The organism is Tamaricihabitans halophyticus (assembly GCF_004340875.1).
Taxonomy (GTDB): domain Bacteria; phylum Actinomycetota; class Actinomycetes; order Mycobacteriales; family Pseudonocardiaceae; genus Tamaricihabitans; species Tamaricihabitans halophyticus.
In genome coordinates this window covers 1,207,233-1,219,732 of record NZ_SLXQ01000001.1, presented here as the reverse complement: position 1 = coordinate 1,219,732, position 12,500 = coordinate 1,207,233, and the positions used below count along the sequence as shown (strand labels likewise).

Here is a 12,500-nt window from a genome sequence, read left to right as displayed (position 1 = left end):
TTTCACGCGGGAGCTACGCGGGCAGGGTAGCCTTCCCCGCGTGGAAGCAGTACTCATCGCGCTCGGCGTCGTCGTCGCGCTGATCATCGTTCTGGTGATCGCCGCGATCTCGATGAAGAACAAGTTCGCAACGCAGCACAACACCGTGCAGGAGTCCTGGCGGCAGATCGACGTTGAACTACAGCGTCGGCACGATCTGATCGGCAACCTGATCGAGGTCGTCAAGGCATCGGCGCAGTTCGAACAGAACACGCTGAATCAGGTGGTGCAGGCGCGGGCGAACGCCGTCGCCAGGCATGGCGCGGGACCGCTCGCGCAGAGTCAGGCCGAACAGAACCTGAACGGCGCGCTGACCAACTTCATGTCGGTGGCGGAGAGCTACCCGCAGCTGAAGGCGAACCAGGATTTCCGTTACCTGCAGGAGCAGATGGCCGAGACGGAAGACCGGATCGCCGCCGGCCGGCGCTTCTACAACGGCAATGTGAAGGCGTTCAACACCCGCTTCGACACCTTCCCGTCCAGCATGTTCAAGGGCAGCTACGTGAAGGCGGAGTACTACGAGGTAGACGATCCTCGGGTACGCGCGGCGCCGACGCTGAAGGGCGCGTTCGACTCGCTGAACAACCAGCAGCCGCAGCAGTTCGCCCAGCAGCCGCAACAACAGTTCGCGCAGCAGCCGCCCCAGCCGCAGATGCCGCCGGCACAGCCGCAGCAGGCACCCGGGCAGCCGATGTATGGCCAGCAGCCGGCCCAGCCGCAGCAGCCGATGCAGCAGCCGCAGCAACCCCAACAGCCCATGCAGCAACCGCAGCAGCCCGGTTACGCCCCGCCGCCGCCCCAGGGTCAGCCGCCGCAGGGCCAGCCACCCCAGGGCCAGCCACCCCAGGGCCAGCCGCCGCAGCAGCCGGGACAGCAGTTCCCGCCACAGGGCTGAACAGCGGTAGCGCGAAGCGCCGTACGTCAGGAGTACTCCTCGCGTGCGGCGCTTTTTGCTGTGCGGGGGAATATCGCTGGGCAGCGATTAGCTGTGTTAAGTAAAGTGGACGTTGGGGAGTGGTGTAACGGGAGGTGCGGACAATGGCACAAACGCTCGCCACACTGACCGCTGCCATCCATTTTATTGCACTCGCCTATATCGGCCTCGGCGGTTTTCTCGCCTGGCGGTGGCCGAAATCGATCTTCGTGCATATGTTCTTCGCGCTTTGGGGCGTGCTTGTCGTTACCTTTCCGTTGCCGTGCCCATTGACCTCGGTGGAGAACTACTTCCGGCAACTGCAGGGGCTCGGCGATCTGCCCGGCGGGTTCAACGAGTACTACATCTACGGGGTGCTCTTCCCCGATCGGTTGCTTCCGCTGGTGGCGGTACTTGCTTTCGCGATCCTCGCGTTTTCCTATGTCGGCGCCTATCTGCGGTGGCGGCAGCGCAGGGCCGGCGCGAACGAGCCGGGCGATGGCATGCTCCGCCCAGCCGGGTGACAGTCTTGTGCCGTGCACACCGATGACGAACCCGGTATCAGCGAGTCCGGTCCGACCGAATGGGTGAGCAATGGCGCGGTCGGGGTCGGCCCGTGGGATGGACCGTGGCCGGATGACCCGCGTTACGATCCGGAACTACTCGCCGAAGGTGATCGGCGCAATGTCGTCGACTACTACCGCTACTGGCGGCGGGATGCGGTAGTCGCGGATCTGGACAACCGGCGGCACGGATTCCACGTGGCGATCGAGAATTTCCAGCATGACCACAACATCGGCACCGTGGTGCGCACAGCCAACGCGTTCGCGGCCGCCGCGGTACATATTGTCGGCCGGCGGAGGTGGAACCGGCGTGGCGCGATGGTGACCGATCGCTATCAGCATCTGCGGCACCACCCATCGGTACTGGATTTCGTCGAGTTCGCCGCGGCGGAAGAATTGCCGATCGTGGCGGTGGACAACACCCCCGGAGCGCAGCGGGTGGAAACGGCACGGTTACCGGAGCGCTGCGTGCTGCTTTTCGGGCAGGAGGGACCGGGGCTCAGCGCGGAGGCAAGCGAGGCAGCTACGCAAGTGGTGTCCATCGCGCAGTTCGGTTCCACACGGTCGATCAACGCCGGGGTTGCTGCCGGGATCGTGATGCACACCTGGATCCGGCAACACGCCGATGTGGACCGTGCCTGGTGAACACCTACAGCGTTTCGGGTAGCCCGAAGGTCGCGAACAAGCTGGTGTCGAAATAGCACACCACATGCGCGACCTTGGCCGCACCAAGGGTCAACTGGTGTAACTGGAACGGTCGGTACTCGTCATCGGCGTCACGTAGGTAGACGGCGAGGACTGGCTGTCCGTTGCCAGACGTCCGCAGGATGCGCATATCCCCGGCACGTTTGGCCGGGCACTGCTCGCGGACCAGCGCCCCGATCGCCTCGGCGCCTTGAAACCAGCCGGTGAACGGCGGCATCTCCCAGATGGTTTCGTCGGTCAACAGCGTGACCAGCTTGTCCACATCGTAATCTTCGAAAGCGGCGACGTACTTGTCGAGCAGTTGCCGATCGTGCTGCGCAGACTGGTCCGTGTCCTCGGCCGCGCGCTGTTTGCTGAGTTGCGCGCGGGCACGCTGCAGGCTGCTGTTCACCGCCGCCACGGAGACACCGAGGGCAGCCGCGGCTTCCTTGGCTCGCCAGGAAAGCACATCGCAGAGCAGGACCACGGCCCGCTGTTGCGGGGTGAGGTGTTGCAGCGCGGCGACGAAGGCGAGGCGGACGCTGTCTCTGATGATCGCTTCATCCGCGGGGTCCGGATCCACGTTGCCCCAGACCATGCTGTCCGGCAGCGGTTCCAGCCAGTGCAGGTCGTCACGGGTGGGTAGCTCCCCGTGCGGATCGCTGCTCGGTTGGCCGAGGCCGGTCGGTAGTGGCCGCCGGTGCTTGCCGCGCAGTGCACTCAGGCAGGTGTTGGTCGCGATCTGGTACAGCCAGGTGCGCAGGGACGAGCGATTCTCGAACTTGCCGAACCCGCGCCAAGCGTTCAGGTAGGTCTCCTGGACGAGGTCTTCCGCCTCGTGCACCGAGCCGACCATCCGGTAGCAGTGCGCGGTCAACTCCTTGCGCAGCGGCTCGACCCGCACCATGAACGAATCGTCGATCGTTGGTGTGCTCACGGTCTGCACGATACTCGCGAACCCCGATGATTTTTCTCGGTTCGAGGCGTCGGAACGGAATGCGGAACTGACTGAATTGATGACCAGAAGGGGATGATCGCGATGGCAATCGGCGTGAGCGAGGCGGCGGCAGCGATTAGCGCACGGATCGAGGAGCGGGCGGCGGCCCTGCGGAACAAGGATGCGCACGCCCTGGTCGCGATGGAAGCGCCGGAGATGGTCAACTACGCACTGGCTCCCCCGCTGTCCACCGGTCGCGCGGATGTGCCTGGATTGACCGGCTGGCTGGACACCTGGGATGGCCAGGTTGGTTACGAGGTGACCCGGCTGACCGTGCACGCGGGCGCCGATACCGGGTTCGCGTACAGCCTTGATCGGATGTACGGGGTGCAGCGCGGGAAGCAGACCAGTCTGTGGTTCCGGCTGACGCTCGGTTTCGTCCGGGTCGACGATCAGTGGTTGATCGTGCACGAGCACGCTTCGGTGCCGTTCGCGATGGATGGCTCCGATCTGGCCCAGCTTGATCTGCAACCGTGACGCCGGACAGCCATCGGGCATGATTGGCCGATGGCTGGAACACTGATTGTGACTGGCGGCAGTCGGGGCATTGGCGCGGCGATCGCGCGGGCGGCCGCCGGCGAGTTCGCGGTACTTGTCAACTACTCGGGTTCGGCGGACCGCGCGCAGGACGTGGTCGCGGAGATCGAGGCAGCGGGTGGTCGCGCCGCTCCCTTCCGCGCCGATGTGTCCAATGAGGACGAGGTGCTGGCGATGTTCGCCGCGGCCGAGGAGCTGGGCCCACTGGCCGGTCTGGTGAACAACGCGGGGATCACCGGCGGCATGATCGGCAAGGTCGTCGAGTGGTCCGCGGCTGACGTCCGCCGCACGCTCGAAGTGAACGTGCTGGGAACTTTTATGTGTGCCAAGGAAGCTGTCCGCCGAATGTCCACAAGCAACGGTGGATCGGGTGGGGTGATCGTGAACATCTCGTCCACCGCGGCACAACGGGGTTCAGCGGGTGAGTGGGTGCACTATGCGGGAAGTAAGGCCGCGGTGGAGGCGATGACCGTCGGGCTGGCGCAGGAGACCGGCCCGGAGGGCATTCGGGTGAACTGTGTGGCGCCGGGCGCGGTAGCGACCGAGCTGCACGCCGCCTCGGGTGAGCCAGGCCGGGTCGACCGGCTCGCTCCGCTGATCCCGTTGGGGCGGGCGGGATTGCCCGAGGAGATCGCCGCCGGCGTCAGCTGGCTGCTCTCCCCCGCCGCCTCGTACGTGACCGGCGCCGTGCTCACCATCGGCGGCGGCCGCTGACCTCGCTAACCTTAAAGAGCGCGGTTGGCGGGGTGGGGTCACTCGGGCGCGCAGCCGCAGGATTGCCGGTGAATCATCCGGGGCGGCAGGCGCACGGTGCGATCCTCGCGACCGGGCTCGGCGATCCGGCTGAGCAGCATGCGTACCGCCTCTGTGCCGATCTCCGCGACGGGCTGGGCCATGGTGGTCAACGGCGGGTCCACCAGATCCGCCCAGTCGACCTCGTCGTAGCCGGCCACGGCGAGATCCTGCGGAATCCGCAGCCCGTGCGCCCGAGCGGATCGCAGCACCCCGGACATCATCACGTTGTTCCCCGCGATCACCGCCGTCGGCGGCCGGTCGAGCGCGAGCAACTGATGCAACGCGGTACTGGCTGGCTCCGCGGACGACTCGCCGGAGGACACCAGCGCGGGATCCCATGGCAGACCAACCCGCCCGACCCCGAGCCGGTAGCCGAGCACCCGCTCCTCCGACGTGGTGAGCCCGGACCGCCCGCTGATCAACCCGATCCGCTCATGCCCGAGCTCGCCAAGATGCTGCACCAAGGTCGAAGTCGCCTGCACGTTTTCCGGCCCAACCTGGTCCACCCCGCGGAACCCGGGCAACCGATCCACAAGCACCGTCGGCACGCCGATCTGCCGCAACTCCGGCAGCACTGAGCGCGGCGCGGTCGGCGTCGGGGTCAGCAACAACCCGTCCACTCGGCGTGAGCGCAGCATGCGCACCGCGGACTGCTCGACCTCGGCCTCATCGTGCGTGTCCATCAACAGCAGCGTGTAGCCCGAGGCCGTGGCCTCACGCTCGATCGCCTGCATCAGCTCGGCGAAGTACGGATTGGTGACCACCGAGATCGCCACCCCAAGCGAGCGAGTGCCACCGGTGACGAGTGATCTTGCGATCGCGTCCCCGGTGTAACCTGTTTCCTCAATCGCCGCGAGCACCCGCTCCCGTGTCGCTGGCGCGACCTGTCGGGTGCTGTTCACTACGTGCGAGACGGTCGTGATGGAGACGCCGGCAAGTTTGGCGACGTCCTGCATCGTGACCATCGAATCTCCCTCGCTCACCGCTGCCATTCCTGCAAGCGTTTGCGCAAACGCTTGTCAAAAGACTTTACCCGGTCGTACGTTCCCGCTCACACACCGTGTATTCATCGCGAGCGGGAGGCACCATGGGACGATGGGGTCCCTTACGATTGCTGGCCATCGCAGCGGCGGGCGCATTATTGCTGGCCGGCTGTACGAGCGAGCGCTACTGGGGTGGCACGAACGTCGCCGAGGAGGGCAAGGCCAAGGTCGGGCTGGTCACCAAGACCGATACCAACCCCTACTTCGTACAACTGCGTGAAGCGGCCCGAAAGCAAGCAGCCGAGCAGGACGTCGAGTTCTCCGCGCTCGCTGGCCGGTTCGACGGCGACAACGCCGGCCAGGTCACCGCGATCGAGAACCTGGTGCAGCAGGGCGCGACCACGATCCTGATCACGCCGAACAGTTCAACCGGCGTGCTCAGTGCGATCGAGCAAGCACGCAACAAGGGCATCATGGTGCTCGCGCTGGACACCGCCACCGAACCGGAAGAAGCCGTGGACGGCACGATCGCGACCGACAACGTGGAGGCCGGTCGCAAGCAGGGCCAGTACATCAAGGCGGCGCTTGGCGAAACCGATCCGCAGGTGCTGCTGCTCAACGGCACGCCGGGCAGCAGCGTGGACACCCAGCGACGGCAGGGATTCCTCGAGGGGATCGGCCTGAAGGCCGGCGACAGCCAGATCCTCGGCGAGGATTCCGCGAACGGCGACCAGAACATGGCGCAGGAGTCGGCGGAGAACCTGTTACAGCGGGCGAGCGACGTCAACGCCGTCTACACGATGAACGAACCGACCGCGCGCGGCGCCAACGCGGCGTTGCGACCGCGCGGCCTCGACCCGCTTGTCGGCTCGATCGATGGTGGCTGCCAGGGCGTCGGCGATGTGCAAAAGGGCGATGTGGACGCGACCGTGATGCAGTTCCCGGCCAAGATGGCCCGCCTCGGCGTGGACGCGGCCGTCGAACATGCCCGCTCCGGCAAGAAAATCAGCGGGTTCGAGAACACCGGATCGGTCGTGATCACCGACAACCCGGTGCCCGGCGTACCGAGCCAGAACACCGAATGGGGAATGCGGAACTGTTGGGGTGACTCGTGACCACGAATACTGCGGACAACTCGAAGAAGTACACGCGCGCACAGCTCGGTGAGTACATCCTGCGCACGCCCGCGGTTGGCCCTGCGCTCGCCCTGCTCGCCGCGATCCTGATCTTCTCGCTGACTACCGACACCTTCCTTGAGCTGGACAACCTGTCCCTGGTGGTGGCGCAGTCTCTGGTGATCGGCACGATCGCGCTCGGTCAGACGCTGATCATCCTGACCGCGGGGATTGACCTCTCCTGCGCCTCGATCGCGGTGCTCGCCACGCTGGTGATGGCGGATCTTGCCGTCGGCGGGATGCCTGGCTGGGTGGCGCTGCTGCTCGGAATCGCGCTGACCTCCGCGATCGCCGCGCTGAACGGCGCGCTGATCACCGCGATCCGGCTGCCTCCGTTCATCGTCACCCTTGGCATGTTCACCATCGTCACCGCGGTGGCGCGGATCTACTCCGATGGACAGAGCATCCCGACCACCGATGGGGTGTTGCGCTGGCTGTCCACCCAGCGCTACCTGTTCGGCGGTATCCCGGTCACCAACGGGATGACGATCGCGCTGATCATGGTGCTCGGCTTGGCCTACGCGCTGGCCAAAACCGCCTGGGGCAAGCATGTCTACGCGGTCGGCAACGACCCGGAAGCCGCGCGGCTATCCGGTATCTCGGTGCGCCGCACGCTGCTCTCGGTGTACATCGTCGCCGGGGTGATCTATGGAATCGCGGCATGGCAGGCACTCGGCAGGGTGCCGAACGCGGACCCGAACGCGTACCAGATCGGCAATCTGGACGCCATCACCGCGGTAGTGCTCGGCGGCACAAGCCTGTTTGGTGGACGCGGCAGCGTGCTGGGCACCATGATCGGAGCGTTGATCGTGGCAACCCTGCGATCCGGGCTGACCCAGGCCGGTATCGACGACCTGTACCAGGACGTCGCCACCGGCACGCTGGTCATCGCCGCGGTCGCACTCGATCGGCTGTCCAGGAGGAAACAGTGAGCGAGCAGAACGGCACCATCCTGCGCGCACGCGGGTTGGTGAAACGCTACGGCAGTGTCACGGCAATGGACGGCGCCGATTTCGATCTGTACCCCGGCGAGGTCCTCGCGGTCGTCGGCGATAACGGCGCAGGCAAGTCCACCCTGATCAAAACGCTCTCCGGCGCGGTCCTGCCGGATGCCGGCGAGGTGTGGTTGGACGGCAAGCGGGTGCGCTTTCACGGTCCGCTGGATGCCCGCAAGGCCGGTATCGAAACCGTCTACCAGGATCTCGCGCTGGCGCCCGCACAGGACATCGCGACCAACCTGTTCCTCGGCAGGGAACGACGGAATCCGGGAATCAGCGGATTCCTGTTCCGCAAACTGGACAGTAAGCGGATGCGGGCGGAGGCCCAGCGGGTATTCGACGAGCTGGGCATCGGCATCACCTCGATCCAGCAACGGGTCGAAACGCTCTCCGGCGGCCAGCGGCAGGGCGTCGCGGTGGCCAGGGCGGCGGCGTTCGGCACCAAGGTCGTGATCATGGACGAGCCGACCGCCGCGCTCGGTGTGGCCGAGTCCGCGAAGGTGCTCGAACTGATCGGCCGGATCCGCGACCGTGGCCTGCCCGTGGTGCTGATCAGCCACAACATGCCGCATGTCTTCGAGATCGCCGACCGCATCCACGTGCATCGGCTTGGCCGCAGGGTAGCCGTTGCCGCGCCGGCGGAGCATTCGATGAACCAGGTGGTTGGGCTGCTCACCGGTGCACTGGTGATGGGCGAGGATGGCGCGATCACCGAGGCACAGCACGCGGTAACGGCCGGACTGGACCAATGACGGCGGTACTACTTGCCGGGTTGTGCACTGTGGACCTGATCCAGCGAGTGCCCGAGTTACCCGATGCTGGGGAGAAATCCCAGTCCAGTGCGGTGGAAATGGCCGCGGGCGGCCCGGCGAGCAATGCCGCGGTGACGGTCGCGGCGCTCGGCGGCGAGGCCCGGCTGCTGACCGCGCTCGGCACGCATCCGCTCGCCATCCTTGCTCGCGATGACCTGACCGCACACGGCGTCGAGTTGGTCGATTTCACGCCAGAGCGGGTGGATCCGCCGCCGGTCAGTGCGGTCGCGGTGCGCGAATCGGACGGCGAGCGGGTGGTGATCTCGCATAACGCAGCGGGTATCGACCTCGACGAGCCAGCGCCGGAGTTGGGCGAGGCGAGGGCGGTACTTGTCGATGGGCATCATCCGGAACTGGCGCTCGCGGTGGCGGGCGCGGCCCGCGCGCGGGGCATCCCGGTGATCGTGGATGCGGGTAGCTGGCGGCCGGTGTTCGAGGAGCTGCTGCCCCTCGTGGATGTCTGCGCCTGTTCGGCGAGTTTCGCGGGCGAAACGGACGGTGTGCCGGTCGTACTGCGCACCAGCGGTGCGCGACCGGTCCGGTGGTGGGCCGGCGGCCGCAAAGGCGAGGTGCCGGTACCGGTGGTGCCGGTGCGCGACACCCTGGGTGCTGGCGATGTATGGCACGGCGCGCTCGCCTTCGCGATCGCCAAACTCGGCCGGGTGCCAGGTGCTGGCGAGTTGCCCGCGGTGCTGGTTGAGGCGAATCGGGTCGCGTCGATCCGGGTTGGGCACAGCGGAGCGAGGTCCTGGTTCACCGAGGTGCGGGAATGAACTTCGATGAGCTCCTTGCCCGCGCGGAAACGCTTGCCGCGCAGGGCAGGCGCCGGCTGCTCGGGATCTGCGGCGCGCCGGCTTCCGGGAAATCCACCGTGGCGACCCGGTTGACCGAAGCGCTCGGCGACAAGGCCATTTGCGTTGGCATGGACGGGTTTCACCTGGCACAGCGCGAGCTGGAGCGGCTGGGCAGGGCTGCTCGCAAGGGTGCACCGGACACCTTCGACGCGCATGGCTACCTCGCGCTGCTGCGCCGGCTACGCGAGCCGATCGCAGGCGAAACCGTCTATGCCCCGGAGTTTCGCCGGGAGATCGAGGAACCGGTCGCCTGCGCCGTTCCGGTGTCACCCGAGGTGCCGCTGGTGCTCACCGAAGGCAATTACCTGCTACTCGACGACGAACCGTGGCACGAGGTACGCGGGCTGCTGGACGAAACCTGGTTTCTCGAGCCGGACGAGCAGACCAGAATGGACTGGTTGATCGCGCGGCACGAACGGTACGGCCGGACCCGCGCACAGGCGGAAGAGCGGGCCTACGGCTCGGATCAAGCGAACGCGGAGCGAATCGCGGTCACCGCTCGCCATGCTGATCTGGTACTGCGCGACCTTGCCTGGCAACCGCAAGATCCCTAAAGATCGCGGTTCTCTAAAGGCTCGATCGAGTTAGCTGGTAAGACAATTTTTCTGATCGTTTCCGAAAAATGGAAACGATGGCTAGCGACGTTCACTCGCCGGGGTAAGCGACCGCTCCTCGATTGGCGCCGAGGCATACGCGGAGTGGCTTTGGCCAGGGAACTCGCCCGTCAACGCGCCGCGCGGAGCGTGCCCGCCGTAGTTGCCGCCGGGCACTCCCCCACAGTGGGGAGAACAGTCGTGCACTCGATTGGGTGTAGTCGTTTCTCGTCGTGCTATCCCCGGTTCGGGGGAAGGATACGAAAGAAATCAACATTTTCGTGATAGTCGATTCCTTGTTCGGTTTGCGCGCGAATAGCGGATTGGCTAGTTCGGCGGGTTTTGCGTGATATAACGCCTCCCGGAGTACCCGGTTGGTCCGAACGCACTAAGCGTGGGCTGCCGAAAGTATGTGTGGCTTGCGTCCTTGACAGTGTTCTGGCTGTTCGGTTCGCGGCCGCCTGGATACGAAATAAGGTGCAGTTTTGACGTCCAGAAATCGCCCGTTCACCCGGGCGGTCGCGTCGCTGGTGGCGGTGTTCGCCATGGCGATGTTGACCGTTGTCGGGGTTGGAGCAACGCAGGCAGCGCCCGAGGCGGATGCTGCCGAAGCGCTTACCGTCACCGACTGCGTCGGTGACGAGCAGACGATTCCAGGGGAAGAGGGCGCGTACGACTACGTGGCCGATTACGAAGCTGGCAAGACCGTGATGCTCACGACCAATACCGGCAAGGTGAATCCATTCAATGGACCGGATGCGGAAAACTGGGGCCATGTCCCGCTCTGCGGAGTGCAGCAGGGCGATGACGGGGAACCGGTCGCGGAGTGGATGTACTGCACCGACTGGGGCGTGAACGAGTGCGGTCAGAAGACCTTCGATGGCGTGCAGACCAACCCCAAGCTCGACGAGCAGGGTGAGCAGCGGGTCGCGTTCGTGATCCTGAACGGGGACGACAGCACGCCGGAAGGACGCGCCGGGATCAACCTGGACGTCTGGTGTGCCGCCGATGGCCAGGAGAAGGGCTTCGTCGAGGGCGAGGAACCGACCAACGGCGTGGTGGAATACCTGGAAAATGGGGAGATCCAGCTGTCCGGCGATCAGCGAACATGCCCGGACTTCGCGAAGGACGTGGACCCGTATCTCGGCGCGGACGAGTACACGGTCGATGTGCAGGGGCCAGACGGTACGGTCAGCGCAGGGGAGCAGGCCGCGTTCGAGATCACCACGAACATCGCCACACCGCTGACCATTGGCCTCGAAGGCGCGGACGAGGACTCATTGGAGGTCTGCCCTAGCGACGACAGTGGTTCCACACTGGACGGAAACAAGCTCACCGTCGCCGGCGCGGAAGCAAGCAGTGAGGGGACCGCGCAACTGTGCACCACAAGGGACTCCGAAGGCGAGGTCTCGGTTACCGCGAGCGGGAACCCGCCTATGCGGGACACCATTCAGTGGAACTCGGCTGGCGAGAACTGCCAGATCTTCGCGGACTTCACCGAGACCGCGGCCGAACCGGTTTCCGGTCAGTCGACCGCGCAGTTCACCGGAACCGCGCCGGAAGGCGACTACCTGATCGGTGACTACGTGTGGACGGATGCGAACTCGAACGGCATCCAGGACCAGGGCGAGGCAGGCCGCAACGACGTTGCCGTGACGCTGCGCGACTGCGACGGTCAGGAGCTGGCGACCACGGTGACTGGTCAGGCACCCGAAGGGCAGGAGCCGGCCAATTCGGATGGTAACGGCTACTACCTCTTCGACGAGCTTGGCGAAGGTTGCTATCAGGTCGAGTTCCCGACCGAAGGGTTGACCGAGATGGCGGCCGGCGACGACGTTGCCGCCGACTCAGACGCCAATGTGGACAGCGGACTGTCCGAGGAGGTCCAGCTTGGCCCGGACAACCCGGAGGATCTCGCCGTGGACGCGGGTTACGTTTCCGCGCCTGACGACGGCGGAAGCAATCACGCGGTCGGTGACTATGTCTGGCTGGACCGCAACGGGGACGGCACGCAGGACGCCGACGAGCCGGGCATCAATGGCGTCACCGCGGTGCTCTACGACTGCTCGGACAACAAGCTCGCCGAGACGACCACCGCCGCCGGCCAGAATGGCGACGGCTACTACCTGTTCGACGAGCTGGCCGCCGGTTGTTACCGGGTCGGCTTCACCCTGGACAACGCCGAGACGGAATGTGCTCCCAGCGGGTTCACCACGGCGCTTGCCACCAACAACAGGGAGAACGACTCGGACGCCGATCCGTACACACAGGTGACGGGTGACGTCGAGCTGAACGCGGACAACGCGAAGGACCTGACACTGGACGCCGGCGTGGTCTGCGCGCAAGGCGGCGTGGAGGAGACCGGACTGGCACAGACCGGTTTCGGCGCGGCCGGCTTTATCGGCGGCGGCCTCGCGCTACTGGGTGCCGGCGGTGCGGCGCTATACCTGACGAAGCGGCGTAAGCAGCTGGACTGAGCTAGCGGGGCCAACTGAATAGACCAACTGAATACGGATGGAAACGGCGCGAACCGGTTGCTTGCCGGTTCGCGCCGTTC

13 protein-coding genes are annotated in these 12,500 nt (G+C 65.8%); 11 read left to right on the top strand and 2 right to left on the bottom strand.

The annotated features are described in order from the left end of the window. Positions 1-40: 40 nt before the first annotated feature. The 3 genes from EV191_RS05850 to EV191_RS05840 all read left to right on the top strand — a co-directional run bounded on the left by EV191_RS05850 (position 41) and on the right by EV191_RS05840 (position 2,160). Positions 41-934, top strand: a complete 894-nt coding sequence (locus EV191_RS05850) for a LemA family protein (protein WP_207894394.1) — start codon at positions 41-43, stop codon at positions 932-934. Between the two features lie 143 nt (positions 935-1,077). After that, a complete protein-coding gene (locus EV191_RS05845) occupies positions 1,078-1,476 on the top strand; it encodes a DUF2784 domain-containing protein (RefSeq protein ID WP_132875730.1) in 399 nt (132 codons plus the stop codon). A 12-nt stretch (positions 1,477-1,488) separates the two neighbouring features. After that, positions 1,489-2,160 carry a TrmH family RNA methyltransferase gene (locus EV191_RS05840; RefSeq protein ID WP_207894393.1) on the top strand — a complete coding sequence of 224 codons (672 nt, stop codon included), beginning with the start codon at positions 1,489-1,491 and terminating at the stop codon, positions 2,158-2,160. Positions 2,161-2,164: 4 nt separating this feature from the next. On the opposite strand, the gene EV191_RS05835 is transcribed toward EV191_RS05840, so the two are convergent. Continuing rightward, a complete protein-coding gene (locus EV191_RS05835; RefSeq protein WP_132875729.1) occupies positions 2,165-3,136 on the bottom strand; it encodes a sigma-70 family RNA polymerase sigma factor in 972 nt (323 codons plus the stop codon). 102 nt (positions 3,137-3,238) lie between these two features. Between EV191_RS05835 and EV191_RS05830 the strand changes: the two genes are divergently transcribed. Both EV191_RS05830 and EV191_RS05825 read left to right on the top strand, forming a co-directional pair. Then, the gene (locus EV191_RS05830; protein ID WP_165912833.1) at positions 3,239-3,673 is read left to right on the top strand and encodes a YybH family protein; all 435 of its coding nucleotides are present in this window, start codon (positions 3,239-3,241) and stop codon (positions 3,671-3,673) included. Positions 3,674-3,703: 30 nt separating this feature from the next. Continuing rightward, complete coding sequence (locus EV191_RS05825) at positions 3,704-4,447, top strand: SDR family oxidoreductase (protein WP_132875727.1); 744 nt, start codon at positions 3,704-3,706, stop codon at positions 4,445-4,447. 38 nt (positions 4,448-4,485) lie between these two features. Here EV191_RS05825 and EV191_RS05820 read toward each other — a convergent pair whose 3' ends face one another. After that, entirely contained in the window at positions 4,486-5,493 is a 1,008-nt protein-coding gene (locus EV191_RS05820) for a LacI family DNA-binding transcriptional regulator (protein WP_132875726.1), read from the bottom strand. A gap of 122 nt (positions 5,494-5,615) precedes the next feature. On the opposite strand from EV191_RS05820, the gene EV191_RS05815 reads away from it, so the two are divergent. The 6 genes from EV191_RS05815 to EV191_RS05790 all read left to right on the top strand — a co-directional run bounded on the left by EV191_RS05815 (position 5,616) and on the right by EV191_RS05790 (position 12,420). Then, positions 5,616-6,626 (top strand): substrate-binding domain-containing protein, encoded by a 1,011-nt coding sequence (locus EV191_RS05815; RefSeq protein WP_132875725.1) that lies wholly within the window; start codon positions 5,616-5,618, stop codon positions 6,624-6,626. Further along, positions 6,623-7,618, top strand: coding sequence for an ABC transporter permease (locus EV191_RS05810; protein WP_132875724.1), 996 nt, complete (start codon positions 6,623-6,625; stop codon positions 7,616-7,618). Before EV191_RS05815 ends, EV191_RS05810 begins: the two co-directional genes overlap by 4 nt. A 65-nt stretch (positions 7,619-7,683) precedes the next feature. Beyond that, entirely contained in the window at positions 7,684-8,436 is a 753-nt protein-coding gene (locus EV191_RS05805) for an ATP-binding cassette domain-containing protein (RefSeq protein ID WP_132876170.1), read from the top strand. Next, positions 8,433-9,269, top strand: a complete 837-nt coding sequence (locus EV191_RS05800; protein WP_132875723.1) for a PfkB family carbohydrate kinase — start codon at positions 8,433-8,435, stop codon at positions 9,267-9,269. Before EV191_RS05805 ends, EV191_RS05800 begins: the two co-directional genes overlap by 4 nt. Next, on the top strand, positions 9,266-9,904 hold the full coding sequence (locus EV191_RS05795; RefSeq protein ID WP_132875722.1) for a nucleoside/nucleotide kinase family protein: 639 nt from the start codon (positions 9,266-9,268) through the stop codon (positions 9,902-9,904). Before EV191_RS05800 ends, EV191_RS05795 begins: the two co-directional genes overlap by 4 nt. Positions 9,905-10,428: 524 nt before the next feature. Next, positions 10,429-12,420, top strand: a complete 1,992-nt coding sequence (locus EV191_RS05790; protein WP_132875721.1) for an SdrD B-like domain-containing protein — start codon at positions 10,429-10,431, stop codon at positions 12,418-12,420. The last annotated feature ends 80 nt before the right edge of the window (positions 12,421-12,500 follow it).

What these genes read in the sequence shown, in the direction of transcription:
- EV191_RS05845 (WP_132875730.1), top strand. Translation starts at nt 1,078, where the DNA reads ATGGCACAAACGCTCGCCACACTGACCGCTGCCATCCATTTTATTGCA.
- EV191_RS05830 (WP_165912833.1), top strand. Translation starts at nt 3,239, where the DNA reads ATGGCAATCGGCGTGAGCGAGGCGGCGGCAGCGATTAGCGCACGGATC.
- EV191_RS05825 (WP_132875727.1), top strand. Translation starts at nt 3,704, where the DNA reads ATGGCTGGAACACTGATTGTGACTGGCGGCAGTCGGGGCATTGGCGCG.
- EV191_RS05820 (WP_132875726.1), bottom strand. Translation starts at nt 5,493, where the DNA reads ATGGTCACGATGCAGGACGTCGCCAAACTTGCCGGCGTCTCCATCACG.
- EV191_RS05815 (WP_132875725.1), top strand. Translation starts at nt 5,616, where the DNA reads ATGGGACGATGGGGTCCCTTACGATTGCTGGCCATCGCAGCGGCGGGC.
- EV191_RS05805 (WP_132876170.1), top strand. Translation starts at nt 7,684, where the DNA reads ATGGACGGCGCCGATTTCGATCTGTACCCCGGCGAGGTCCTCGCGGTC.
- EV191_RS05800 (WP_132875723.1), top strand. Translation starts at nt 8,433, where the DNA reads ATGACGGCGGTACTACTTGCCGGGTTGTGCACTGTGGACCTGATCCAG.
- EV191_RS05795 (WP_132875722.1), top strand. Translation starts at nt 9,266, where the DNA reads ATGAACTTCGATGAGCTCCTTGCCCGCGCGGAAACGCTTGCCGCGCAG.